Raw genomic sequence first — 24,617 nt, 5'->3', positions numbered from 1 at the left:
GAGGAGAAGCTCGCTGCAAGTTATCAGCGGGCTTCTTGCTTTTTAGCGGTCCTCTTGGGGGCGCCGGCGTGGCAGACGATACCAGATCGCATCGCAGGCTGCGCGATCGGCATCGTCGAGCTTTATTTCGGCGGCACCGAGTGAATCCGCGATCTGTTCCGGCTTGCTGGCGCCGACGATTGCGCAAGCGATACCTGGCTGATCGAGAGTCCATCGCAGCGCAACGTGCGTGAGGCTTTTGCCGCGTTTGCCGACATCATCGGAAAGCTCTTGCACAAGACGCAACATTTCATCCTGATAGTAGCGCGTGCGATAACGCTCGCCCGACGGTCCTGAAAAGCTGAATCGCCCTTCCGCCGGTTTTGCACCCGGCTTGTATTTGCCGGTGAGCATTCCGGCCGCAAGCGGATTGTAGATGACGACCGCGACATCGCATGCAGCGGCAGCCGGAATGAGCTCGCTTTCGATAGCTCGGTACAACATGTTGTAGCGGGGTTGCACGCAGGCGAAGCGCGCGCGATTGTGTTCCGCGCTCCATCCCGTCCAATACGAGAGCTGCCATGAAGGCATGTTGCTGACCGCCGAGTAGCGGATCTTTCCCGCCGTACGCATGTCGTCGAGCGCTTCGATCGCCTCGTCGAGCGGCGTTTGTGGATCGGGATGATGGAGATAGTAAATATCGACATAATCTGTCTGCAAGCGACGGAGCGAATCGTCGAGTGCTCGCATGAGATGCGTTCTCGAATTCCCGCCTTCGTTGGGCCCTGGACCGATAACGTTGTTGCCCTTGCTCGCGAGGATGAAGCGCTCGCGTTTGCCTTTGAGCCACGCGCCGACGAATTCTTCGCTCTTGCCCATCGTCTGCGGGCTCGGGGGCAACGGATATGCATTAGCGGTATCGATGAAATTCACACCGCGCTCGGCGGCGATGTCCATGATCTTATTTGAAGCGGCTGCGTCTGCCTGAGCTCCGAACGTCATCGTTCCAAGACAAATGCGCGAAACGCTCAACCCGCTGCGCCCGAGGCGAATCATCTCCATGGTTCGCACCTTACGGCGAACGCTGCGGGATTCCTTAGGTCGGCGCGCTTACAGTGCGCCCGAGCCGGTTCGTCGTACTATGCCATCACATGAAAAAACTTAGCTGCGCAACGGCCGTTTGCGTCCTGGTCCTGTGGTCCGTGGTGCCGAAGGCTTTTGGCGCCGATCCGATCGTACTCGAACGAGTGAGCGGGAGGCTCGACTACCAGCGCACGGTCACAGGCAATCGTGTTCCGGTCACGGGGCAGCTGACAATTCATCCGCATGGCTTTGCGTACACGCAGGCGCGTTCGATGGCCGCGGTCGATTTGCCGGATTCATCGGTCGTGTCGATCGGGGCGTCATCGCAAGTCGGCTTGGAGTCTTTCGATCGCACAACGCCGATCGCAAGCGCGACGATCAGGATCGACGCTGGCGCCATTCATTTCTCGGTCCGGCATCCCGCGGGCGCGCATTCGAACTATACGTTCATTACGCCGGTGAGCGAGATCGCGATCCGCGGCACAGAAGGCGTAATCGTCACGCGCGGGGATGAGACGATCGTTGCGTGCGTCCACGGCACCAACAATGACACGCTTGTCGTTTACGGACGAAATGAGAAGATGTACGTCCCCGTGGGCATGACCGTGCGAATTCGCGGACGGCTGGGTGGAGCGTCCACGATGTCGATGCGCCGGGGCGTCGCCGGCCCTGAGTTCGACCAATTCAAGACGATCATCGCGCACAATCACGCCATGCGCATGCGAGGCCTGCAGAAATAACGCCGAGAGCCTATCTCTCCTGGAGCTCGGGAAAGGACAGCGCGTTCGCGCTGCTCGAGGCGAAGCGCAGCGGAAACGTTGATGTCGTCGGCGTCCTCACGACGATTACGGAAACCTACGATCGCGTCGCGATGCACGGGGTCCGTAGCAGTCTGCTCGATCGCCAAATCGCTGCGCTTCGGCTCCCGTGCATCAAGATTCTGATTCCGGGCGCGTGCACGAACGAGGTCTACGACGCGCGCATGGCCGCTGCCGTCGGCCAAATTCAGGCCGAGGGCATCGAGCATATCGTCTTCGGGGATCTCTTTCTCGAGGATATTCGCGCGTATCGTGAAGAGCGTCTTGCCAAAGCCGGCATGCACGGAGTTTTCCCACTTTGGAAACGCGACACGCGCGCGCTGGCCGAGGAAATGATCGGGATCGGTCTTACGGCCCATCTAGTTTGTGTCGATCCGAAGAAGCTCGACCGGACGTTCGCGGGCCGGCAATTCGATCGACAGTTGCTCGCGGAGTTACCCCACAGCGTCGATCCCTGCGGAGAAAATGGCGAGTTCCACACGGTCGTTTCAGCCGGGCCGATGTTCGACGCGCCGATTGCAATTGAAGTAGGAGAGGTCGTCGAACGCGATGGCTTCGTCTACGCCGACGTTGTGACGGTATGAGCGGCCGGCGCGCGTTCTGGATCAACTCGGCTTTGGCGTATGCCACTGCGGTGTTGCTAACATCCACGCTGCACGAAGTTGGCCACGGCCTGATGGCGCAAAGTCTCGGTTTTTCCCCGAAGATCTACGCTTTTTACGAAGACAACCCGAGCGGGACACCGGTGCAAAATCTGCTCATTCTTGCAGCCGGACCGCTTACGAGCTTGCTGCTCGGGGTCGTCTTTCTGCTTTGGCTTCGGCGTGGAACGCCGCGCTATACGTTCCCCCGCCTATTTCTCTTTTGGATGGCCTGGTCAGGCATCATATTATTCGTCAACTACCTGATCGTAACTCCGTTGATGCGCGCCGGCGATACCTGGGCGATCGCCGACATTCTCCAAGCGCCGCTCCCGACGCGTTGGGTATGGTGCGCGATCGGCATCGTTGCGATCGTTCGGCTCGCACCAGTCGCAAAAGAGTCGATGTTTGCCGTTGCGCCACAGAATACGCAGCTCGATTCACGGCGCGATCAACGGCGGTACGTAATGGGCGGATTCTATCTTCCGTTACTCGCCGGCGTCATATTACTGGCGCCTGCGGGCATCGGCGGCAGGCTGTCGATCGTCATGCTCGGATTGCTGTCGGCGATCGGAAACATCGATATCATCGCAGCGACGCTTTACGCTCGACCGGATCCGCCAACTGTGCATGGCGTTGATGCCCCGCTGCGCATCGACCCGTTCGCGATTGGCGCGTATCTCGTCATGGTTGTAATGTACGTTTTCGTATTCTCTCGCGGCATGCCCGTCTGAGAGGCGCCGACCGGCGCGTCAGTGAACCGTTCAACCCCTCGGTGGCTTACCCCAGCCGGATTGCACGTACGTTCCGTCGACGACGATCGCGGGCGTGGTTGGATCGCCGCTTGAAAGTTGCAGCATCCGGCGCCTAACTGCAGCATCACGTTGCGCATCGTACGACTCGAACGCCCAGCCTTTGCTGCGATAAAATGCCTGCGCTTGCGCGCAATAGGGGCAGTCCGATTTGATGTACAGCTCGATCCGGTGCCCCGGCCCAAGTGCCTCGACGTCTATTTTGTTACTGTCCCCAGGACCCACGTTTTATCCACAAAGACGCCGGGTAGTTAGGCGGCCTCGGAGTCGGGGAGCGCTTTGCGGACTTTCTGCACGTCCGGAATAATCTGCAAAAACTCGTCGACGAGCGCCGGATCGAAGTGCTGTGCTTTGCCTTTTTTCAGCGTGTCGAGCACTTCATTGAGCGGCCACGCTTTTTTGTACGGGCGGGTCGAAACGAGCGCGTCGAAAACGTCGGTGAGCGCGCAGATGCGGCCGGTCAGCGCGATATCCTTGCCTTTGAGGCCTTGAGGATATCCGCTGCCGTCCCACTTCTCGTGATGCGCGAGCGCGATTTCGGCGCCCATCTTGATGACGGGCGACTCACTTTCCTTGAGAATCTCGTAACCGGCGCGTGCGTGCGACTTCATGACTTCCCATTCGGTCGGCGTCAACTTGCCTTCTTTGAGCAGAATGCTATCCGGAATCGCAACTTTGCCAATATCGTGCATCGGCGCAGCCAAGAAGATCAATTCCTGATCCGCAGTCGAACGGCCGATACGCGCCGCTAGCAGGCGTGCGTAGTGACCCATGCGCACGATGTGATTTTTCGTTTCCTTATCGCGATATTCGGCCGCACGCGTCAGGCGGAAGATCGTCTCTTCCTCGGCGAGCAAGATTTCGTTGGTCTTGTCGCGCACCGTCTCAGCGAGCATTTCAGCGCGTTCTTTTAGCTCGAGATCTTTACTGCGAAGTTTGAGCAAGCTGCGTACGCGCGCCAGGAACTGAACCGGATCGGCCGGCTTGTGCAGAAAGTCGTCGACCTCTTCATCGAAAACTTTGTTGCCTCGGATATCATTCTCGTTCTTTCCGCTGATCATGATGACCGGAATGGCTTTGCGTTCCGGGATCTTGCGAAATTTCTGAACGAAATCGAGGCCGGTCTCGGGCTCGAGATCATACTCCGTGATCACGAGATCGACCGAGTTGCTCTCGGCGAACATCAAGGCAGCACGCGACGTCGTATACGGAACGACCTCGATGCCGTCGAGTTGTTTGAGGATGCGCTGGTAGCCTTGAAGACTTGTAAACGCGTCATCGAGTGCGAGGACGGTCTGCATATTCAATCGCTTCGGCGCCAGTGACGGCCGTCCCGCAGTATAAAAAGAGTTTTACGAAGCTGCGTCAAGCGCCGTGGCGAGGGCGGAAAGGTCCTGGACGGCGGGCATGGCCGCACGCAGACGACAGGTTTCGACGTTTGCGGGGAGAGCTTCGCGCTCGAACCTCTCGCGCACCCAGCCGATCCATTCGTCACCCCCATACAGGGACAGGCTTCCGAGGGCAACGACGTCGAGGACGAGCAAATCTGCCAAGAGCGCGCAGGCTGCACCGACCGCAAGGGCGTTTTCCCGGACGATTTCGAGCGCAAGCGATTCACCAGCCTGAGCTCGGGAGAGGATTTCGGGGGGGCTCGTTTGGCCGAGGCCGTCCGGATCGCGCTCTTGCGCAAGAAGCAGAAGCGCTTTTGCCGACCCAAATCCTTCGAAACAGCCCGGCTTTGCGAAGATATTCGGGCCCATGTCGCGGTATCGAATGTGGCCGATCTCGGGTGAATGGCCGCTTGCACCGTACCGAACGCGACCGTCGAGGACGAGTCCCGCACCGAAGCCGGTGCCGCAGGTGAGATACGCGATACCGGACGCGCCGGCATCCGGCCCCCAACGCCATTCGGCGAGCGCACATGCGGCCGCATCGTGGTGTACGAGCACCGGTAGGGCGCAATCTGCACGTAAGCGATCAAGCAGCGGAAAATTGCGGAACGGCAAATGCGGCGCATTCAAGATCACGCCACGCTTTGCATCGAGCGGGCCGCCAATCGCGACGCCCGCCGCCCGTGTTTTAGAAGTGCGAAAATCCCTTATAGCAGCGGTGATTTTTGCATAAAGCGGTTCGGCGCCAAGGGTACTCTCCGTCGGAAAACTGCTGCGCTCCGTCATCGCTCCGGTTTCGTCACCGCGTACGACGGTGGTCGTCGTTCCGCCGACGTTGACGCCGATCAGCTCCATGGCGGCCAGTTCGCCCCGCCGCGCGAGGAGCCCTCAGCGAATTCTCGCAAACCACACGCATGATCGCGTACACCGAATATCTCACGATGAAGACCGCGAAGCGCTACGAGATCATCGACATCACCGATGAGGTCCAGCGTTTCTGCGTAAAATCGAAATTGAACGATGGCATGATCTTGGTCACGGCGATGCACATAACCGCCAGCATCTTCGTGAACGATCACGAGCCGGGCTTGTGGAAGGACATCGCCGCCTGGCTTGAAGAGCTCGCCCCGAACAAACCGGATTACAAGCATCACGAAACGGGCGAAGACAATGCCGACGCACACCTCAAGCGGATGATCCTCGGGCATCAGGTCGTCGTTCCGGTAACCGGCGGCAAGCTGGATTTTGGTCCGTGGGAACGCGTGCATTACGGCGAATTCGACGGTCAGCGCCCGAAGCGAATACTCTTAAAAGCGCTCGGCTTAGGCTCTCCTTAGGCGAGGTGAGCTAGGGCCGGATCGCGATCGCGTTGACCGCGTCCCCGGCCTGTGCGGCGTACTTCGTGAAATTGTCCGCGAAGAGTTTCGCGAGCTTTTTCGCTTGTGCGTCGTACGCAGCTTTGTCGGCCCAGGATGCACGCGGATCGAGCACTTCGCTCGGAACTCCCGGCACGCTCGAGGGAATCTGTAAGCCGAAGAAGGGCTCGGGCTTGAAGGTAATGCCGGCGTCGAGCTTTCCTTCGATTGCGGCATTGACCATGGCGCGCGTGTATTCAATCTTCATGCGCGAACCGACGCCGTACGGGCCGCCAGTCCAACCGGTGTTCACCAGCCAGCAGCTTACGTTGAATTTCTGAATGCGCTCGCCGAGCATCCTCGCATACGTCGTCGGCGGATGCACCATGAACGGCGCACCGAAGCACGTCGAGAACGTGGCCTCAGGCTCGTTGACGCCACGCTCCGTGCCGGCAACTTTCGCGGTGTACCCTGAGAGGAAGTGGTACATTGCCTGCTCGGGTGTCATCTTCGAGATCGGCGGCAACACACCGAACGCGTCGGCCGTCAACATGACGATGGCGCGCGCGTGACCCGCGCGCGAACCGGGATGCACGTTCGGAATGTAGTCGAGCGGATATGCCGAGCGCGTGTTCTCGGTCTTCGATTGTTCATCGAGCTTTAGCTCCCGCGTCTTCTCGTCGAAGACGACGTTCTCGAGCACGGTTCCAAAGCGGTGCGAGGCGGCCCAAATCTCGGGCTCGGCGCTCTGCGAGAGGCGAATCACCTTTGCGTAGCACCCACCCTCGAAATTGAATACGCCGTCATCGAGTGACCAGCCGTGTTCGTCGTCGCCGATGAGCGGCCGGCGCGAGTCGGCCGAGAGCGTCGTCTTACCGGTGCCCGAGAGGCCGAAGAAGATTGCGACGTCGCCCGAAGGCCCGACGTTCGCGGAAGCGTGCATACTCAACACGTTCTTGAGCGGTAAAAGTGCGTTCATGATCGTGAAGACCGATTTCTTGATTTCGCCCGCATAGCGCGTTCCGCCGATCAAAACGATCTTCTTGGCAAGGTTGACGAGAATGAACGTCGAGGAATTCGTGCCGTCGCGTGCCGGATCGGCATCGAAAAGCGCGGCGTCAACAACCGTGAAATCCGGTTTGAAATCAGCCGGGACTTCTTCGGGGACGATGAACAGATCGCGTGCAAAGAGATTTTGCCATGCGAGCTCCGTTACGACGCGTACGTTGAGCTTGTAACGGGGATCCGCTCCGACGTTGCAATCGAGAACATAGAGATCTTTGCGGCTCAGGTAATCGGCGACGCGCGCCATGAGCGCATCAAACTTCGCTTCATCGATCGGCTTGTTGGTGGTGCCCCAATCGATGTATTTCTCGCTCGAAGGCTCTTTGACGAAGAACTTGTCCTTGGGCGAGCGACCGGTGTGTTTTCCGGTGTCGACGATCAGCTGCCCGCTCGCGCCGATTGCGCCTTCATCCCGTCGAAGCGCGTGCTCGTAAAGCTCCGCAACCGAGAGATTTCGAAAAACGCGGCCGCCCGGTTTGATCCCGATGGAGGCGAGATCGACATCAATCGGTCCCGCAACATCATTCACGGTCAGGATCATGGGAATGGTCACTCCTTCTTCGAGAGAGGAAAGGTCACGGAAATTGTCGTTCCCGTCTGGGAGGTAATTAGAACCTTAGCGGGCTCCGGTAGTGCAACCCTCTCGCAACGTGTGTACACCTGGCAGCCTTACCGACGATTGTCGCAGCTGGGAGTTAACTTGTGAGACGTAGCACGGCTCTTACCCTTAGCGCTGGCTGGATGCTTGCTCCGGCCATGGTTTATGCCGCGGGCGCGAAGCCGGCAGCATTGCATTCCGGGTCGTTCCCGAGCGGCAACGTCGACGGAATCACGGATGTCGCCGGCGTGCGCGTTGCGCATCTCACGAAGATCTCGGGAAGCGGAGCGCTTCGTCCGGGAATCGGTCCGGTGCGTACGGGTGCGACTGCAATCCTTCAAAATCGCGATCCATGGACGCAACGCTGTGCCGCGGCGTTTTATGCTCTCAACGGCAACGGTGAATTTACAGGGACACATTGGATAGAAGAATCCGGCTTCATCGAGCACCCGATCTTGTTGACCGGGACGATGAACGTTCCGCGGGTTGCAGACGGTGTCGAAAGCTGGATGATACAGCAGTATCCCGACATCGGCATTACTGAAGACGTACCATTGCCCGTCGTCGGAGAATGCGACGACCAGGGCATGAATGACGATCAGGGACGTCATGTTTTGGCGACGGAAATTCCGCCACTTCTCAATCGTGCCGGGAGCGGGCAGTTCGCGCGTGGCAACGTCGGGGCGGGCACGGGGATGCACGGATTCTCGTTCAAAGGTGGGATCGGCTCAGCGTCGCGCGTGCTTCCGGCGAACTTGGGAGGCTATACCGTCGGCGTCTTGCTGAATCTCAACGGCGGCTCGCGCGAACGACTGACGATCGCCGGCGTCCCGATCGGCATGATCATGCGTCACGAATTGCTACCGGTCGTTCGAAGCTTTCGGCGCCGCGTCGGATATCTCGCGGGGCGCGGCCGCATAGCCGGTGGAAGCATCAACGTCATCGTTGCGACCGATGCACCGATCGATTCACACATCTTGCACGCGATGATCCAACGAGTCGCGTTCGGCTTGGGGAAAGCGGGATGGTCCTCGCTGATTTCCAGCGGTGATTTCGTTTTGGGGTTCAGCACGACGAATTTGACGCGGCGCAACCCCGGCAAGCAGACCGAAACCATAGACGAGGACGAACACCACATCGATGCGCTTTATTCGGCAACTGCCGATGCAGCAGAATCTGCCGTTTACGATGCGCTCTGGAGTGCGCGCACTATGGTTGGAGCCGACGGTTGGGTACTCTACGGATTACCGCACCCGCGCGTTCGCGCGCTCTTAGCGCAGTATCGCCGGTAAGCCCTAGGCTGAAACTTTTGCGGCGCGCGCGGCCCGCTTCTGCTTCGCGGGGTTGCGCAGGCGCTCGAGCATTTCGCGCGTGGGAATCTTGATCTCATGGGCGAGATGCATCAGGCGCAATACGCGCAGCATCAGCCAGGTCGGATCGAACTCGAACCAGCGCAGTCCGAAACGTGCCGAGAACGGAAACGCGTGGTGGTTGTTGTGCCAGCCTTCGCCCCACGACAGGAGCGCGAGCCACCAGCAATTCGTTGAAAGATCGGTCGTCTTGAATGAACGGTAGCCGATCATATGGGCGACGCTGTTGATCATCCACGTAATGTGATAGCAAACGACCAGGCGTGCAAAGATTCCCCAAATCACCCACGACCAGCCGCCCACAGCCAAAAGCCCAACGCCCAGCGCGATTTGCAGCCAAAGCGTGTTGCGATCGACCCAACGATAGAACGGAACGTCGACGACGTCCGGCGCGAAGTGGCGCACATCCGCCTCGGTGCACATCTTGGCATTTTGACGGAAGAGCCACGAGCAATGCGCCCACAGGAAACCGCGGGCCATCGTGTGTGGATCGTCCTCGCCGTCCGAGAATGCATGATGCTTGCGATGCGTCGAGACCCATTCGATTGGCCCGCCTTGCAACGCGAGCGCGCCGAAAATCACGCCGACGTATTCGGCCGCAGTGTTCAAGCGTAACCCGCGGTGCGTAAGCGTACGATGATAACAGAGGGTGATCCCCAGCGCCGTTATGTTGTATAAGACGAAGGCGACCAACAAGGCCGACCAGCTGAAAAACATCGGCAAGAATGCTGCGAGGGCGATGACGTGGATGAGCAGCAGGCCAATGCCTGTGGCTTGATGGCGCTTGAGACGCAAAACTGTCCCTCCGAAATGGCGACCGGCTCTGGAAGGCTGGGCCGCACGGCGGCTTCCCCTTTCCCGGCTGGCCTTCCCCCTGTAAGTTTTTGTAAAATGGGAGGTCTTCCGGCCATGCGGGCAGGCATACGCGGCGGCTTACGCTTAAATAGCGACGGTGGCTAAGACGACCTCGGCGACCACGACGCCGCAGCAGCCGTCCACTCCGAACCGGCGGAAATTTTTTCGTCGGACAAAGCCTTTTCAGGGCGTCTACTACGCCACCCCGGGTGAGCGAGTACCGCTCGTAGGGCTGGATATCAGCGGAGGCGGGCTCTGCGTTCTCTTGCAGCAGCCGGTCAAGGATCTTTCCGCCGAGCTCATGCTCGGCGCCGTTATTCAGGCAAAACCGTTCACGGTGATCGGGACTGTCCGTTGGAGCGACGTCGTCAAAGTGAAGGGCGTCGATCACTTCCGCTACGGGCTAAAGCTGAAGTCGATTGCCGATGACGACTGGGATCGTCTCATGTTGTGGACGGTCGAGAACAACGCCGACTTCTCCGAGGGCACGACGCTCTCGGCTGCGCAACGCGACTCGCTGATCACGCAGCAGACCCAAGATAAGATCGCCGAAGCGCTGCTCGCCAAGAGCCGCATCGATCCGTACTCCGAGAACAGACTGCCGCTGATCGAATACAACTTCGTGAAATACACCATGCGGCAAGGCGCGCCGTATGTGTGGCTGCGTGTGCGCAGCCGGTGCACCGACCGCACGCTGCAGACCGTCGTCGATCACATGACGAACGTGCTCGTCAGCTGCGACGACGGGCACACCAAGCTCATCGACGTCGACTAGAGCCGGCTACTAACCCCGTTGACGTGACGCTTGCGCGGCTTGCGTTAACGCGTCGAAGAAAAAGAAGCGGTTCTTGCCGGCTTGCTTTGAGACGTAGAGCGCGGCGTCGGCCGAGCGGAATAGCGCTTTCCCGTCGGTTCCGTCGTTCGGGAAGATAGCGGCGCCCGCCGAGGCTTTGACGTGGTGGCGATCGAGGTTTGTGAAGACGCGTTCGACGCCGCGGACGGCAGCTGGCCGATTCGTGTTGGTGAGAACCAGGACGAATTCGTCGCCGGCGTAGCGGGCCACGATGTCGCCCTTACGCGCGCTTCCTTTAAGAACTTCGGCCAGCGCCTTTAGGGCGGCGTCACCCGCGGGATGCCCGCCGGTATCGTTGATCGTCTTGAGATCGTCCAGATCGAAGATGAAGAAGGCGAGGTGCGCGTTGTAGCGCTCGGCGTTGAGCAGCTCTCGGTCGAGCATCTGCTCGAGGGCGCGCCGATTGAGAAGCCCTGTTAGAGAATCCGTCATGGCAAGCTGTTGCGTCTCGGCGAGCAGCTGTGCGTTTTCGATTGCGATCGCCGCTTGCGATCCGAAGTCGATCAGCATCCGCACCTGCATGTCGGTGATCCCCTCGGTCGGAGGGCCTTCGACATACAAGACGCCGCGCACGATATCGCGGCTGATCATCGGGACGAGCGCGTACGCGCCCTTCGTTCCCCCGACCGGCGATTCGCCGTCGCCGGAGGAGCCGAGATGGTAGTCGATCGTCCGCTGGACCACGCCGCGCAGCGACGAGCTCTCGCGGAAATCGCCGGAGCGCGAGGGGACGACGTTGCCTTCGTTGTTGGTCTCCAGGCGGCGGCGCGCGCGGCCTTCGACCATGTCGAACAAAATGATCCGGCGGAAGCGTAGCGCTTCACGCACGCCGCGGATTACAATTGAGAGAATGTCATCGATCGCCAAGCTCGCGTTGATCGTCGAGAGAACCTGCTGGAAAACCAGAAGCTCCGCGTTTTCAGCAGCAAGCTCGTTGCGCTCCGATTCAACCTCGGAAAGGCGCCGTTCGAGCTCGTCGATACGCGCTCGTAACTCGTCGAGCGAAAGAACAGTGGGATCGGCCACTATAACAAGCGGCTTCGGAGGCCTCCGAGGGCAGTCCTATGCCGCGCAAGAACCCTTGTGAGCGGTTTGAACTCCTTCGTCCACCTTCACGTGCACAGCGAGTACTCTTTGCTCGATGGCGCATGTCGCGTCGATGCGCTTTGCAAGCGGTCCGCCCAGGACGGAGCACCCGCCGTTGCGCTCACAGATCACGGCGTAATGTTCGGCGCGATGGAATTCTACTACGCGGCGAAGGATCACGGGCTTACCCCCATCGTCGGGTGCGAGGCGTACATCGCTCCCCGAGGTCGCTTCGACCGGACGGTGCGAGATGAGGCGCACGTCACACTTCTCGCAGCCGATCTCGTCGGGTACCGCAATCTCGTCGCTCTGATCTCAAAAGGCTTTCTCGAAGGCTACTATTACAAGCCGCGAATCGATCTCGATTTGCTGGCGCAGCACAACGATGGCCTCATCGTTCTTTCAGGCTGCATGTCGGGCTTGTGCGCGGCGCCGCTGCTGAAGAACGACTACGAAGGCTCCAAACGAGCCGCGCGCACGTATTTGGACATCTTCGGTGACCGTTTCTATATCGAAATCATGCGTCACGGGATGCCTGAGGAAGATGCGATCAATACGGGTTTGATCAAGGTCGCGCACGAGCTGAACATTCCACTGGTCGCGACCAACGACTCACACTACCTGCAGCGTGACGACGCCGTCGCGCACGACGTGCTGCTTTGCATCGGGACGGGGAAACAAGTCGCCGACACCAACCGGCTGAAGTTTTCCACGCCGGAGTACTACGTCAAGTCGGCGAGCGAAATGCGCGAGCTCTTTGCCGACCTCCCGGACGCTTGCGACAATACGATCGCGATCGCAAAGCGCATCGACATCAAGATTCCCGAAAAGGTGTTTCATCTTCCCGACTATCCGGTGCCGCCGCGCGCCACTACGGCGCCGTCACTGTTCAGTCTCGGGCGCGACGCAGCGGTCGCGACCTCGATAGCGATAGCCGATGCGGTCAGCGGCGATTTGCTCCCGGTAGAACGATCGCCGGACGACTATCTCCGCGAGCTGTGCCTCGAGGGCTTGAGCGAACGCTACGGTCAGGAACGCGCCGCGAACGATGCCTCGCTGCAAGAGCGGCTCGACTACGAGCTCTCGGTCATCAAGAAGATGGGCTACGCCTCGTACTTCCTGATCGTTTGGGATTTCATCAAGTACGCGCGCGACAATGATATTCCGGTCGGGCCGGGTCGTGGTTCTGCCGTGGGTTCCGTCGCGTCGTACTGTCTTGGAATTACGAACCTCGACCCGCTCAAGTTCAAGCTGATCTTCGAACGGTTCCTCAACCCCGATCGGATCTCGATGCCGGATATCGACACCGATTTCTGTGTCGATCGCCGCGACGAAGTCATCCGTTACGTGACGGAAAAATACGGCACCGAACGTGTCGCGCAAATCGTCACGTTTGGGACGATGGCTGCGCGTGCTGCAGTCCGCGACGCAGGGCGCGCGCTCGGCGTTCCCCTGCAAGACGTCGACCGCGTTGCGAAGCTGATCCCCTCCGGTCCGGGAGGCTTGACGATCGAACAAGCGCTCGCATCGATTCCCGAACTGCGTTCGCTCTACGATATGAACGCGCAGATTCGCGAGCTGTGCGATACGGCGCGTACGATCGAGGGGATGGCGCGTCACGCTTCGACGCACGCGGCCGGGGTGGTGATCTCGAAGGGGCCGTTGATAGACTATGCACCGCTGATCAAGCTGGGCGAAGGCGACGTCAACACGCAATACGACATGGGATGGGTCGAGAAGATCGGCCTGCTCAAGATGGACTTTCTGGGGCTTCGCAATCTCACCGTCATGAAGAACGCGTCCGACGAAATCCGGCGCACGACGAGCCCGGACTTCGATCTCGAGAAGATTCCGGACGACGACCAGAAGACGTTCGAGATGCTCAGCCGCGCGGAGACGATCGGGGTCTTCCAGCTGGAATCCGAGGGGATGAAGCGCGTCGTCACCGAGCTGCGACCGAACTCGTTCGACGACGTCGTCGCGCTCGTGGCCCTCTATCGGCCCGGACCGATGGAATGGATCCCGAAATATATCGCGCGCAAGCACGGACGCGAGCCGACAACGTACGTGCATCCTAAGCTCGAGCCGATTCTGCGCGACACCTACGGAATCGCAATCTATCAAGAATCGATCATGCAAATCGCGCGTGACATCGCCGGATTCTCGATGTCCGAAGCTGATGAGTTGCGCAAGGTCGTGGGCAAGAAGCTCAAAGATCAGGTTCCGATCTACCGCGAGAAATTCTTGGCCGGTGCGGAACGTGAGGGCGTGGACCGTCGCGTTGCAAATGAGATATTCACGTTCATCGAGCCCTTTGCGGGCTACGGTTTCAACAAGGCCCACGCGGTCGCATATGGCTGGATCGCTTATCAAACGGCGTATCTGAAAGCGAACTACCCGCTCCAATATCTCTCCGCACTGATGACCTCGGTGAAAGACAAGACCGACAAGCTCGTCGAGTACATCGATGAAGCGCGCAAGATCGGAATCACCGTGCTGCCGCCCGACGTCAATGAGTCGTTGGTCGACTTCACCTCGCTCGCGGATGGCGGGATCGGGCAGATCCGATTCGGCTTGGCAGCGATCAAGGGCGTTGGCGAGAATGCGGTGCGCTCGATCTTAGACGCGCGCGAAGAAGGTGGCAGGTTCACAGGCATCTTCGAGTTCGCCGGCCGCGTCGATCCGAAGCACGCCAATCGGCGCGTCTTCGAAGCGCTCGTGAAATCGGGGGCGCTTGACTCACTCGAGGGCAATCGCGCTCAGCTGCTTGACGCGATCGATGCGGCGCTCGATCTGGCCGCGGCGCACGCGCGCGAGCGCGAGCTGGGTCAAGTCTCATTGTTCGGCGAGTCGAACGGCACCGCGAAGATCGCGCCGAAGTTGCGCAACCTCGCAGCACCGCATCCGCTAGAGATGCTTGGCTGGGAACGTGACACGCTCGGCGTGTTTCTCTCCGGACATCCGCTGGCGGACATCGCCGAGGCTCTCGCACGCAGCGGGGCGATCAATATTCGCGATGCGAAGACACGGACCGAAGAAGAGGCCGTCACCATCGCCGGTCTTTTGACGCACGTGCGCCGGACGCTCACTCGCGCGCAGTCACAAATGCTGATCGCGACGCTCGAAGACATGAGCGGCAGCATCGAGTGCGTCGTCTATCCGAAGCTCTACGATGAATTACAAGCGCCGTTCGTGCAGGATCACATCGTCGTTCTTTCAGGGCGCATACGTGTGCGCGAGCGCCCCGGGAACGCCGCAGCTACGGAGGCCCCGCCGGAGGCGACGATGCAGGTCTCGACGGTGACACCGTTCGTTCGTCCCGCGAGCGACCCGTTGCCCCCGGGTTGGCATCTTTCGGTAGGCCGCCGCGAACAGGTCGACGCGCTAGCCGCTTTATGTGTGGAATTCCCAGGACCCGTGCCGGTCGTATTGCACGTGGGCGCGGAATCCCGGCGCGTTGAGCGTGGGATCACGGGAAGCGCGAGCGTTCGCAAGGAGCTCGAGCGAATCTTTGGTGCTGTGAACGTCGTCGAGGGTCCACCCTAGTGCGGCTTCCTGCGGGGGTCCGCGACTGGCTTCCGCACGAGCTTGCTCGCAAACGCGAGATCGAGCAGAAAATTCGTGCGGTCTTCGGACGCTGGTCGTATCAAGAAGTGATGACGCCCGGATTCGAGCGCTTCGAAGTGCTCGAGTTCGGTCTCGGCGACACGCTGACCGACGAAACGTTTCGCTTTACGGATCGTCAAGCCAATGCGATGGCGTTGCGCCCTGAGATGACGACTCCGATCGCACGGCTCGTGTCAACGCGCATGCGCGAAGATCCACTGCCGCTTCGTCTCTCGTACATTGCGCCGGCGTATCGCTACGAAGAGCCGCAAGAGGGCCGCATGCGCGAGTTCACGCAGGCCGGCGTCGAGCTGATCGGCTGGGGCGGCGTCGATGCAGATGCCGAGGCGCTGTTCATGGCGGTCGAGGTTCTGGACGCGGTGGGACTCTCGGATGCAGCGTTCGACATCAATGACGGGAACGTCGTCGACGGCGTTTTGGAAGCGATGCAAATTCCGCCCGGCGACCGCAAACGTTGCAAGCAGGCGATCTCGGATCGCAACATCGTTGCGTTACGCGAATGCGATCCACGCCTGACGGAATATGCGATGTTGCGCGGGGGCCTGGAGGCGCTCGATAAAGTCAGGCCGCTGTGCGTCACACCGGTATCGCAAATTGCACTCGATCGGCTCGAGCAATTACTGAATCGCGCTCAGAGTCTGGGGATCGGCGGGCGCATCAACGTCGATTTTGCAATGCTGCGCGATCTCGAATACTACACGGGTTTCGTTTTCGAAGGCTACATCGAAGAAATCGGATTCTCACTCTGCGGCGGAGGACGCTACGACAGTTTGCTGCCGCGCTTCGGGTTTGACGTCCCTGCGGTTGGCTGGATGGGTGGGATCGAACGCATTTTGATCGCGCTGGAACGTCGCGGACGGCATCTCGACCGCAAACGTCCCCGCATCGATATGCTGGTTGCCGGCTCCGATATCGTAGCCGCACGCGAACGGGCAGCCGGCAACGTGGTGCGCTGCGCCTCTGCCGATCTCAGCGATGAAGCGCTGATCGCCGACGCGCGTGCGCACGGCATTCCGCGCATTTTGGTCGCGCGTAACGGGGCCGTAAAAGAGCTGCGTGTGCGCAAAGGACCGTCGACACCCCTCGAGGTTGCGCGCCCGTTCGGGGCTCCGCACTGATGAGCTTAGTGATTGCGGTCCCCAAGGGTGCGCTCTTCGACGATGCGGCGGCCCGGCTGCGCGCGGCGGGAATCGACGTGCCGGAAGACGCAGGCCGGCGCCTTGCAGTGCGCGTCGACGACAAGGTTGAGCTCGTGTTCTTGCGGCCGAGTGACGTCCCCGCCTATGTCGAGTTTGGCGCTGCGGACTGCGGGATCGTCGGTAAGGATGTTCTGTGGGAAACCGATCGTCATGTCAGCGAGCTCGCCGATCTCGGATTTGGTGCCTGCCGTCTGGTCGTCGCGGCGCGCCGCATCGATCGCTATCACGAAGGTGCGGCGTTGCCGACGTTCTTGCGCGTCGCAACGAAGTACGTTCGGAGCACGGAAGTCTTTTTCTCGGAACGTGACCTTCCAGTCGAGATCATCCCGCTGCATGGCTCGGTCGAGCTTGCACCACTCGTCGGTTTGGCAGATCTCATCGTCGATCTTACGCAAACGGGAAACACGCTGCGCGACCACGATCTCGTCATCGTCGACGAAATCGAGCGCTCGACGGCGCGCTTCGTCGTCAATCCGATTCGCTTCCGCGCGAAGTACGCCGAGCTTCGCGGTCTTCTGGAGCGTCTGGGAGCCCAAACCGATCCGGTGCGGGCGTGAAGCCGCCCCCGATTGTTGAAAGCCGCGATCGCGGCGCGCTGAGCGACCTTTACGCGCCGGGATGGGCGCCGAATGAAGACGTCGTTGCGAGCGTCGCAAAAATCTTGCGCGACGTCCGTTCGCGCGGTGACGACGCGCTACGTGACTACGCGCGACGCTTCGACGATCCGGATTTTAAGCTCGAGCGGCTGCGAGTGGCTCTTCCTCCGCCCGAGGAAGCGCGAACGTTCGTTCCGAGCGAGGTTGCCGCCGGCCTCGAGCTGGCCCGTGAACGCGTGCTCGCGTTTCATGCGCGGCAACGCATCCCGGATATCGAATTCGACGAACGCGACGGCTCACGTTATGCAATGCTCGCCCGTCCGCTTGCGAGCATCGGTGCGTATGTCCCGGGCGGGACTGCATCACTGCCGTCGTCGGCCATTATGACGGTGGTCCCGGCCAAACTCGCCGGGGTCGGTCGCATCGTCGTCGCAACGCCGCCCGCCCGCGGGAAACTCGGCGTGAATCCGGCGATTCTTTTCGCCTGCGTGCTCTGCGGTGTCGACGAGCTGTACGCAGTCGGAGGTGCGCAGGCAATCGGAGCACTAGCGTACGGCACGTCGCGAATCGCGCCCGTCGATAAAATCGTTGGACCCGGCAGCGTCTGGGTCACCGAAGCAAAACGGCAAGTCTTCGGCGCAGTCGGTATCGATGGACTCGCCGGTCCGTCCGAAGTCCTCGTCGTCGCAGATGAGGCTTCGCAGCCCGAGTTCGTTGCGGGCGAGATGCTTGCACAAGCCGAGCACGACCCGTATGCGCGCGTCGCAACGGTATCAACCAGCCGCGAGGTGTTGGAGCGCGTTTCCGATGCATTGTCGGCGTCGAAAGAGACGGAACGCAACGAGATCGTGCGCCGTGTGCTGGGCGAGCGAGCTTGGCTAATCCACGCGCGTAACGAAGACGAGATCGTCGAGGTTATCGATCGTTTTGCGCCGGAGCATCTTTCGATTCAAACGCGCGAGCCGATGCGGCTCGTGCCGCGCGTCAGGCACGCGGGCGCCATCTTTGTGGGCGCATCGACGCCGGTTGCGGCCGGCGATTATATCGCCGGAACGAATCACGTCTTGCCGACCGCCGGCGCTGCCCGTTTCGCATCGGGGTTGCGTCTCGCCGATTTTATGCGGACGATGTCGCTCGTTGAGTACAGTGACGCGCGCATGCAGCAAGATGCGGACGTGCTCGCATCGCTCGCCGATTTCGAAGGTCTTCCCGCGCATGCGCAAAGCGCGAGGATGCGTAAACGATGACCCAGATTCGCCTTGTGGCCCTCGATTTGGACGGAACGCTCGTCTCGACGAAGCTGCAGATCTCGCAGAACGTCAAGACCGCTATCACGCGCGCGCGCGGTGCGGGCGTCGCGTTCACGATGGTTACGGGCCGCATGTTCTCGGCTGCGCGTCCGTTCGCGGCGGCGATCGGAATCGAGGGGCCTATCGTGTGCTATCATGGTGCAGCCACGTACGTCGTTGCGTCGGGTGAACGTCTCGCCCATACGCCGATGCCGATTGCGGCGGGCCTCCGGGTGTTTGAGCGCACCGCCGGCGAGGGTGTGCGCGCGCTCGGTTATTTTGAGGACAAGCTTTACACGGAAGTCAACGACGAATACACGCGCAGCTATACGGCGCTTGCGAAGGTAGAGGCGCACGAGGTTGGTCCGCTCGCGAAATTCTTTGCGGAGCGGCCGTCGACCAAGATCAATTGTGTGCTCGATCCCAAGCTCGCCGGCGCGTATGCAGAAGAGCTGCGCATCTGGCTTGCAGGCGACGCTAGCGTTACGCGCAGTCAACCCGAGTTCGTCGAAGTCATCGATGCGAACGTCGACAAGGGACGCGCGCTTACGACGGTCGCGAAGTACTATGGGGTCGAGCTCGCAGAGACGATGGCGATCGGGGATTCATGGAACGACGTGCCGCTCATCACGAGCGCGGGCTTCGGTGTCGCAATGGGGACTGCTCCGCCTGAGTTGCGTGAAAAGGCCGATGCGATCGTCGCCGGTGTGGAGCAAGACGGTGTCGCCGAGGCGATCGAGCGTTTCATCTTGAGCGCCGCATGACGACGGTGCGCCGCCGCGCGAAACCGTCGCTGCTCGCACGACTGCGCGTATTTTGGATTTTCATCGTTCTGCTGCTGATCGCGGCGGGCGTCGCGGGCTTCCGTATTGCGACCTGGCCGGGTTTCACTCCGAAGAACGTCGACGTTTATGGAACCAAGCACGTCGCTGTAGCGGATGTCCTCAAACGTGCCGCGATTCCGAGCAATCGTAACGCGTGGTTGATCGACAAACACGCTGCGGAAACGCGTGTCGATGCGATTCCGTGGGTGCAATCGACGCGCATTCATCGTTCGTTGCCTGCGAGCGTCCGGATTGTCGTCGTTGAACGAACGCCGGCGGCCTGCGTACAGTCTGCATCCGCGCGATACTTAGTCGATGCAAATGGACACGTCATCGAAACATCGTGCAACGATGGGCCGCGCGCGGTCGTGATCGGGTGGCCTGGGCTTACGCCGCAGCAAGCCGGGTCGACGATCGACGTCGCGCAGTTGACGCGGTTTCTTTCGGACGTGCGGACGTTGCGCGCCAATCATGTCGACCCCGTCTACAGCGCCTTCGATCGCTTCGGCGGCCTGGACGTTACGTTAAGCGGTGGGATCGCGGTGCGTTTCGGCGACGATCGCGACCTGGCGCAGAAGGCCACGCTCGTCGATCCGATCCTTCAGACCTATGGGAAGCGCTCCCGGGACGTCGCGGTCATCGACCTCCGCGCACCCTCGACCCCCGTCGTCGAGGAGCGCAGCCACCACAAGTAGTAGGGATTTGCCTAGGGAAACACAATATCTAGGGGATGCGGTCGCAGACCCTCGCCGGGCTCGACATTGGGACGACCAAAACGTGTGCCGTCGTCGCCGCCAACGGACCCGCCGGCCTCGAGATCATCGGTGTCGGTGAAGCGCCTTCCACCGGGCTTCGTCGTGGCGTCGTAACCGATCTCGAGGAGACCGTCAGGGCGATCGAAGCCGCGACGGAACGAGCGGAGCGGATGGCCGGCGTTGCCATCTCCCAAGTCTACGTAGGCGTGACCGGCGAGCACATTCAGAGCACGAACAATCGCGGCATCGTCGCAGTCTCCGGTGAGGAGCGCGAGGTCGTCCACGGTGACGTTCGGCGTGTCCTCGACGCCTCAAAGATCATCAACTTGGCAGCTGACCGGCAAATCATTCACGCGCTGCCACGTCACTATACCGTTGACGGACACGAAGGCGTGACCGATCCGGTCGGTATGTCGGGCGGACGTCTCGAAGTCGAGACGCACATCGTCACGGGCGGCGCGACGTTCATCGCCAACGTCCTCAAGTGCGTGCACCGTGCCGGCCTAGAAACCGCAGGCCTTGTCTTCGAGCCGCTTGCTTCATCGGCTGCGACACTCTTGCCTGAAGAAAAACACGTCGGCGTGATTTTGCTCGACATCGGCGGCGGGACGACCGATATCGCCGTCTACGTGGGCGGCGGTGCGATTCATACCGGAACGTTGCCTGTCGGCGGAAATATCCTGACGAACGACATCGCGCTCGGCTTGAAAACGAATTTCGCCGAAGCCGAGATGGTCAAGCGTACGTACGGCAGCGCGGCCAAATTTGAGCTCGGCGACGAGACAAGCTTTTCCGTAAAGACACTTGACGGACGAAACTCGCGGATGGTTACGACGCAAGAGCTGCGGGCGATCATCGAGCCGCGTATCAGCGAACTCTTCCGCATGGCACGCGCGCACATCTCCGAGCATGTCGCGCGCGACATGATCTTAGCCGAAGTCGTGCTCACGGGCGGCGGCGCGCGGTTGTCAGGCATCGACGCAGCTGCCAGTGAGATCTTCGGCCTACCGACGCGCATTGGATATCCATCGACGCTCGCGGGACTCAATGATGCCGTCAAACAACCCGAGTACGCGACGGCGGTTGGGCTCGTCATCTTCGGCCCGAAATCCGACGGCGCACCGGCAAATGGTCACAAGCGCGGCGTCGTCGGTCGCCTTGGGACTTGGCTCGGCGACCTTTGGAACTAAACTTACCGCTTTCTTTGGAGGATAGTACGCCGATGGCAGACGCCAAACGTTTCGTTCCCGATCATGCCGCGACAATCAAGGTGATCGGCCTTGGCGGCGGTGGATGCAACGCCGTCAACCGTATGATCGAGGCGGGTCTCGGCGGCGTGGAGTTCTACGCGATCAATACCGACGTGCAAGCCTTGCGCAACGTGAAGACCGACAACACCGTGCAAATCGGTTCGAGCTTGACGCGTGGCCTTGGGGCCGGCGCAAATCCGAATCTCGGACACGAAGCCGCAAACGAGTCACGCGAAGATCTTGCGATGGTTCTGGACGGTGCGGATCTCGTGTTCTTGACCGCCGGCATGGGCGGCGGGACGGGCACCGGAGCGGTCTCGGTCGTTGCCGAACTAGCGCGCGAATCGGGTGCACTGACGATTGCGGTCGTTACAAAGCCGTTCCAATTCGAAGGCCGTAAGCGCATGCAAGTCGCCGAGCGGGGTATCGCCGAGCTGGAAAGCAAAGTCGATACGCTCATCACGATTCCGAATGAACGCATCTTGCAGATCATCGAGAAGAAGACGCCATTGCAAGAAGCCTTCTCGCATGCCGACGACGTTCTGAGGCAAGGGATTCAGGGGATCAGCGACCTGATCACGCAACCGGGTCTCATCAATCTCGACTTTGCCGACGTTAAGACGGTTATGACCGATGCCGGCTCAGCCATGATGGGAATCGGCGAAGGCACCGGCGAGCATCGCGCGGCCGACGCTGCGCAAAAGGCGATCGCATCGCCGCTGCTCGAGGCCACGATCGAGGGCGCGCGCGGCGTGATCTTCAACATCACGGGCGGCAGCGATCTCTCGATGTACGAAGTGAACGAGGCTGCGGAAATGATCTCGCGTGCCGTCGATTCGGATGCGCAGATCATCTTCGGGGCGTCGATCGATCCGACGATGCAAGGCCGCGTCCGCGTCACCGTATTGGCGGCCGGGTTCGGCGCTCCCAAGACGCACGTGCAGACGGCGGCGGGAATCGACTTCGATAAAGTCGCGCCGGTCAATATGGACGACATTGAAGTGCCTGCATTTTTGCGCTATAGGGGCTAAGGGCCCGACGCCTCCCGCGGCGTAAGAGCGGGGATGATCGAAACAGCAACGACCGTTATCGACCTGTTCAGCGACACTGCGACGAGGCCGACCGAGGGCATGCGCCGTGCGATCGCCGAGGCTGAGGTCGGCGACGAGCAACGGCGCGAAGATCCAACCGTCAACCGCCTGCAAGCTGCCGTCGCGCAGCTGTTGGGCAAAGAAGCCGCACTCTTCTTGCCTTCCGGCACGATGTGTAACTTAATCGCGTTCGCCGTTGCGACGAAACCGGGCGATGAGATCATCTTGCATCGGACCGCGCATCCGATCGTTGCTGAAGGCGGTGGGACCCCCGCCTTCAGCGGTGCGCTATTCAATCCGCAAGACGGAGCGCGCGGGATGTTCACGCCCGCACAAGTAGCGGCTGCGGTGCGCGCCCCGTCACGCTATTCGCCGCGCACCCGCGTCGTTTCGATCGAACAGACGACCAATCTGGGTGGTGGGGGCGTGTGGCCGCTGCAGACGATTGTCGACATCGCGGACGTCGCGCGCGCAAATGGCTTGTGGATGCACTGCGACGGTGCGCGTTTGTTGAACGCGGTCGTGGCTAGTAAGACGCCGGCCGCCAACTATGGAAAGCACTTCGATTCGATCTGGATCGACTTCAGCAAGGGCCTCGGCGCACCGGTCGGTGCCGTGCTGGCCGGCTCGCGCAGCTTCATCGAGGAGGCGTGGTATTTCAAACAGCGCTTCGGCGGTGCGATGCGGCAAGCCGGAGTCGTCGCCGCTGCCTGTCTTTATGCACTGGAGAATAACGTCGAACGGCTAGCCGACGATCATGCAAACGCACGGGTCATCTACGAAGCGATTCACCGGATCCCGAAGCTTCGGATCGAGGACGTAGAGACGAACATCGTGATCTTCGACGTCGAGGATCTCGGCGTGACCGCCGCGGACGTCGAGAACCGTCTCGGCGAGGAGCACGTGCGTCTGAGTGTGATGGGCAAGACGAGACTGCGGGCCGTAACGCACCTGGACGTGACGCGCGCGCAAGTCGAGTTGGCGGCGAAGACGCTCGTTTCGGTTCTGAGCGGCAGCTAACGTAGCGGAAGCGAGGCGCCGAGCGCGGTTGAAAGAGCTGCGCGGCCGGCGTCCGTTCCCAACAGAAGCCGGATGTATTCGGTGTAGCTCACGATGCCGGTCGGAACGTGCTGTGCCTTGAGATACGTATCGTACGTTCCCCACGCGATTTTGAATGCAAGCGGTCGGATGTGCTGGACGTCGCGCCGGCGCATCGCACCGTAATCGTCGAGCACGAGCTTCGAGAGACGTGCATCGGCGCGCGGAATTCGCGGAAGCGCACCGTAGACGATCAGCAGACCGGAGTATCGCACGATGGGATCGGCCGATTGCAGGGTCGCGAGCGCTGCGATGAAGTTTGCGTCGGACTCCCGCGCTATGCCCGCGACGTGTCCCCACTCGTGTTCGAGCGTGAACGGATACTCGTACCAGAGCAGATCGCTGGCCAAGTATGTCTCGTACGTGAAGGGGACGAACATCCCCGTAACGCCGGCGGACGTGAAATACCAATCCATGATGCTGCGCTTCGGACGTGTCGGTACGACCGAATGCGTGATCCCGAGTGTGACGAGCGTCGCCCGCTCGGCTTCGATGAGCTGCGGGCGAACGTCGACATTTCCTTCGCGCTCGCGATGGGCGGCAATTGCCGCGTCGTTCAGCACGCGAACTGCGCGCAGCTCCATCGGCACCAGCGCGATTCGTTCGACGGAGTCGGCGTCGAAGTGGAGCGCAGCTTCGAGCGATGGACGATCGTAATTCCAACCCCAGTCGATCATAAACCAAACGTAGATCACGCTAAGGGTTGCGAGCGTGTGGAGCGCGAGGTTCATGACCGTGCGCCACGTCCGTTGTGCGCGCAGGTCCAGGATCCAACGTGCGACGAGTCCGACGACGACGATGACGAGGATGCAATCACTGAATGCGAACGTCAGATGGTTCGTCAGTCCGGTAAGCATCGTTTGCGCAGCCGGATAGAACGTATTCGCGTAGTACCCGTCCAGAAAATTCTGAGAAGGCGTCAGCAACAACGCGGCCACGCCTGCGATAATCGCCAGAAGGCGAGCTATGCCCATTGGGAAAG

Annotated in this window: 23 protein-coding genes; 15 read left to right on the top strand and 8 right to left on the bottom strand. The window is 60.7% G+C overall.

Features of this window, described 5'->3' with window-relative positions; translation table 11 throughout:
- Nucleotides 1-42: 42 nt before the first annotated feature.
- Nucleotides 43-1,035: an aldo/keto reductase gene (locus VGG22_05035; GenBank protein HEY1727717.1), complete on the bottom strand. Its 993-nt coding sequence runs from the start codon at nt 1,033-1,035 to the stop codon at nt 43-45.
- Nucleotides 1,036-1,130: 95 nt separating this feature from the next.
- Here VGG22_05035 and VGG22_05030 point away from each other — a divergent pair, with 95 nt between their 5' ends.
- Genes VGG22_05030 through VGG22_05020 form a run of 3 tightly spaced genes read left to right on the top strand, consistent with a single transcriptional unit; the run spans nt 1,131 to nt 3,255 of the window.
- Nucleotides 1,131-1,802 carry a FecR family protein gene (locus VGG22_05030; protein ID HEY1727716.1) on the top strand — a complete coding sequence of 224 codons (672 nt, stop codon included), beginning with the start codon at nt 1,131-1,133 and terminating at the stop codon, nt 1,800-1,802.
- On the top strand, nt 1,745-2,464 hold the full coding sequence (locus tag VGG22_05025) for a hypothetical protein (protein ID HEY1727715.1): 720 nt from the start codon (nt 1,745-1,747) through the stop codon (nt 2,462-2,464). The genes VGG22_05030 and VGG22_05025 overlap by 58 nt, the downstream gene beginning before the upstream one ends.
- A complete protein-coding gene (locus VGG22_05020; GenBank protein ID HEY1727714.1) occupies nt 2,461-3,255 on the top strand; it encodes a hypothetical protein in 795 nt (264 codons plus the stop codon). The genes VGG22_05025 and VGG22_05020 overlap by 4 nt, the downstream gene beginning before the upstream one ends.
- Nucleotides 3,256-3,285: 30 nt before the next feature.
- Here the strand turns inward: VGG22_05020 and VGG22_05015 are convergent, their stop codons facing one another.
- From VGG22_05015 to VGG22_05005, 3 genes are read right to left on the bottom strand one after another with little or no spacing between them, the layout of a single operon-like run.
- Nucleotides 3,286-3,558: a glutaredoxin domain-containing protein gene (locus VGG22_05015; GenBank protein ID HEY1727713.1), complete on the bottom strand. Its 273-nt coding sequence runs from the start codon at nt 3,556-3,558 to the stop codon at nt 3,286-3,288.
- Between the two features lie 26 nt (nt 3,559-3,584).
- Nucleotides 3,585-4,634, bottom strand: coding sequence for an HD domain-containing phosphohydrolase (locus VGG22_05010; GenBank protein HEY1727712.1), 1,050 nt, complete (start codon nt 4,632-4,634; stop codon nt 3,585-3,587).
- 51 nt (nt 4,635-4,685) lie between these two features.
- A complete protein-coding gene (locus VGG22_05005; protein HEY1727711.1) occupies nt 4,686-5,579 on the bottom strand; it encodes an ROK family protein in 894 nt (297 codons plus the stop codon).
- A gap of 59 nt (nt 5,580-5,638) precedes the next feature.
- Here VGG22_05005 and VGG22_05000 point away from each other — a divergent pair, with 59 nt between their 5' ends.
- Nucleotides 5,639-6,061 carry a secondary thiamine-phosphate synthase enzyme YjbQ gene (locus tag VGG22_05000; protein HEY1727710.1) on the top strand — a complete coding sequence of 141 codons (423 nt, stop codon included), beginning with the start codon at nt 5,639-5,641 and terminating at the stop codon, nt 6,059-6,061.
- Between the two features lie 10 nt (nt 6,062-6,071).
- On the opposite strand, the gene pckA is transcribed toward VGG22_05000, so the two are convergent.
- Nucleotides 6,072-7,697 (bottom strand): phosphoenolpyruvate carboxykinase (ATP), encoded by a 1,626-nt coding sequence (pckA, locus tag VGG22_04995; GenBank protein HEY1727709.1) that lies wholly within the window; start codon nt 7,695-7,697, stop codon nt 6,072-6,074.
- A 188-nt stretch (nt 7,698-7,885) separates the two neighbouring features.
- On the opposite strand from pckA, the gene VGG22_04990 reads away from it, so the two are divergent.
- Nucleotides 7,886-9,034 (top strand): P1 family peptidase, encoded by a 1,149-nt coding sequence (locus VGG22_04990; GenBank protein HEY1727708.1) that lies wholly within the window; start codon nt 7,886-7,888, stop codon nt 9,032-9,034.
- 3 nt (nt 9,035-9,037) lie between these two features.
- Here the strand turns inward: VGG22_04990 and VGG22_04985 are convergent, their stop codons facing one another.
- Nucleotides 9,038-9,907, bottom strand: a complete 870-nt coding sequence (locus VGG22_04985) for a fatty acid desaturase (protein ID HEY1727707.1) — start codon at nt 9,905-9,907, stop codon at nt 9,038-9,040.
- Between the two features lie 157 nt (nt 9,908-10,064).
- On the opposite strand from VGG22_04985, the gene VGG22_04980 reads away from it, so the two are divergent.
- The gene (locus VGG22_04980; GenBank protein HEY1727706.1) at nt 10,065-10,742 is read left to right on the top strand and encodes a PilZ domain-containing protein; all 678 of its coding nucleotides are present in this window, start codon (nt 10,065-10,067) and stop codon (nt 10,740-10,742) included.
- Nucleotides 10,743-10,751: 9 nt separating this feature from the next.
- Here VGG22_04980 and VGG22_04975 read toward each other — a convergent pair whose 3' ends face one another.
- Nucleotides 10,752-11,846 (bottom strand): GGDEF domain-containing protein, encoded by a 1,095-nt coding sequence (locus VGG22_04975; GenBank protein ID HEY1727705.1) that lies wholly within the window; start codon nt 11,844-11,846, stop codon nt 10,752-10,754.
- A gap of 57 nt (nt 11,847-11,903) precedes the next feature.
- On the opposite strand from VGG22_04975, the gene dnaE reads away from it, so the two are divergent.
- Genes dnaE through VGG22_04930 form a run of 9 tightly spaced genes read left to right on the top strand, consistent with a single transcriptional unit; the run spans nt 11,904 to nt 23,557 of the window.
- On the top strand, nt 11,904-15,452 hold the full coding sequence (gene dnaE, locus VGG22_04970) for a DNA polymerase III subunit alpha (protein HEY1727704.1): 3,549 nt from the start codon (nt 11,904-11,906) through the stop codon (nt 15,450-15,452).
- Nucleotides 15,452-16,651: an ATP phosphoribosyltransferase regulatory subunit gene (hisZ, locus tag VGG22_04965; GenBank protein HEY1727703.1), complete on the top strand. Its 1,200-nt coding sequence runs from the start codon at nt 15,452-15,454 to the stop codon at nt 16,649-16,651. The genes dnaE and hisZ overlap by 1 nt, the downstream gene beginning before the upstream one ends.
- Nucleotides 16,651-17,289: an ATP phosphoribosyltransferase gene (gene hisG, locus VGG22_04960; GenBank protein HEY1727702.1), complete on the top strand. Its 639-nt coding sequence runs from the start codon at nt 16,651-16,653 to the stop codon at nt 17,287-17,289. Before hisZ ends, hisG begins: the two co-directional genes overlap by 1 nt.
- Nucleotides 17,286-18,575, top strand: coding sequence for a histidinol dehydrogenase (hisD, locus tag VGG22_04955; GenBank protein ID HEY1727701.1), 1,290 nt, complete (start codon nt 17,286-17,288; stop codon nt 18,573-18,575). Before hisG ends, hisD begins: the two co-directional genes overlap by 4 nt.
- On the top strand, nt 18,572-19,381 hold the full coding sequence (locus VGG22_04950; protein ID HEY1727700.1) for a Cof-type HAD-IIB family hydrolase: 810 nt from the start codon (nt 18,572-18,574) through the stop codon (nt 19,379-19,381). Before hisD ends, VGG22_04950 begins: the two co-directional genes overlap by 4 nt.
- Entirely contained in the window at nt 19,378-20,136 is a 759-nt protein-coding gene (locus tag VGG22_04945) for an FtsQ-type POTRA domain-containing protein (protein HEY1727699.1), read from the top strand. Before VGG22_04950 ends, VGG22_04945 begins: the two co-directional genes overlap by 4 nt.
- A 35-nt stretch (nt 20,137-20,171) precedes the next feature.
- On the top strand, nt 20,172-21,386 hold the full coding sequence (gene ftsA / locus VGG22_04940) for a cell division protein FtsA (GenBank protein HEY1727698.1): 1,215 nt from the start codon (nt 20,172-20,174) through the stop codon (nt 21,384-21,386).
- Nucleotides 21,387-21,418: 32 nt separating this feature from the next.
- Nucleotides 21,419-22,477, top strand: a complete 1,059-nt coding sequence (gene ftsZ / locus VGG22_04935; protein ID HEY1727697.1) for a cell division protein FtsZ — start codon at nt 21,419-21,421, stop codon at nt 22,475-22,477.
- Between the two features lie 33 nt (nt 22,478-22,510).
- Nucleotides 22,511-23,557 (top strand): threonine aldolase family protein, encoded by a 1,047-nt coding sequence (locus VGG22_04930; protein HEY1727696.1) that lies wholly within the window; start codon nt 22,511-22,513, stop codon nt 23,555-23,557.
- Here the strand turns inward: VGG22_04930 and VGG22_04925 are convergent.
- Nucleotides 23,554-24,609: a DUF3810 family protein gene (locus VGG22_04925; protein HEY1727695.1), complete on the bottom strand. Its 1,056-nt coding sequence runs from the start codon at nt 24,607-24,609 to the stop codon at nt 23,554-23,556. The genes VGG22_04930 and VGG22_04925 overlap by 4 nt on opposite strands.
- Nucleotides 24,610-24,617: the final 8 nt, after the last annotated feature.

Source organism: Candidatus Baltobacteraceae bacterium, assembly GCA_036489885.1.
In the GTDB taxonomy this organism is placed as follows: Bacteria; Vulcanimicrobiota; Vulcanimicrobiia; order Vulcanimicrobiales; family Vulcanimicrobiaceae; genus JAFAMS01.
This window is presented reverse-complemented; position numbering and strand designations above follow the sequence as displayed.

Coding starts and splice junctions, on each gene's coding strand:
- VGG22_05035 (HEY1727717.1), bottom strand. CDS start 1,035: ATGATTCGCCTCGGGCGCAGCGGGTTGAGCGTTTCGCGCATTTGTCTT.
- VGG22_05030 (HEY1727716.1), top strand. CDS start 1,131: ATGAAAAAACTTAGCTGCGCAACGGCCGTTTGCGTCCTGGTCCTGTGG.
- VGG22_05020 (HEY1727714.1), top strand. CDS start 2,461: ATGAGCGGCCGGCGCGCGTTCTGGATCAACTCGGCTTTGGCGTATGCC.
- VGG22_05010 (HEY1727712.1), bottom strand. CDS start 4,634: ATGCAGACCGTCCTCGCACTCGATGACGCGTTTACAAGTCTTCAAGGC.
- VGG22_05005 (HEY1727711.1), bottom strand. CDS start 5,579: ATGGAGCTGATCGGCGTCAACGTCGGCGGAACGACGACCACCGTCGTA.
- VGG22_05000 (HEY1727710.1), top strand. CDS start 5,639: ATGATCGCGTACACCGAATATCTCACGATGAAGACCGCGAAGCGCTAC.
- VGG22_04990 (HEY1727708.1), top strand. CDS start 7,886: ATGCTTGCTCCGGCCATGGTTTATGCCGCGGGCGCGAAGCCGGCAGCA.
- hisG (HEY1727702.1), top strand. CDS start 16,651: ATGAGCTTAGTGATTGCGGTCCCCAAGGGTGCGCTCTTCGACGATGCG.
- VGG22_04950 (HEY1727700.1), top strand. CDS start 18,572: ATGACCCAGATTCGCCTTGTGGCCCTCGATTTGGACGGAACGCTCGTC.
- VGG22_04945 (HEY1727699.1), top strand. CDS start 19,378: ATGACGACGGTGCGCCGCCGCGCGAAACCGTCGCTGCTCGCACGACTG.
- ftsA (HEY1727698.1), top strand. CDS start 20,172: ATGCGGTCGCAGACCCTCGCCGGGCTCGACATTGGGACGACCAAAACG.
- ftsZ (HEY1727697.1), top strand. CDS start 21,419: ATGGCAGACGCCAAACGTTTCGTTCCCGATCATGCCGCGACAATCAAG.
- VGG22_04930 (HEY1727696.1), top strand. CDS start 22,511: ATGATCGAAACAGCAACGACCGTTATCGACCTGTTCAGCGACACTGCG.
- VGG22_04925 (HEY1727695.1), bottom strand. CDS start 24,609: ATGGGCATAGCTCGCCTTCTGGCGATTATCGCAGGCGTGGCCGCGTTG.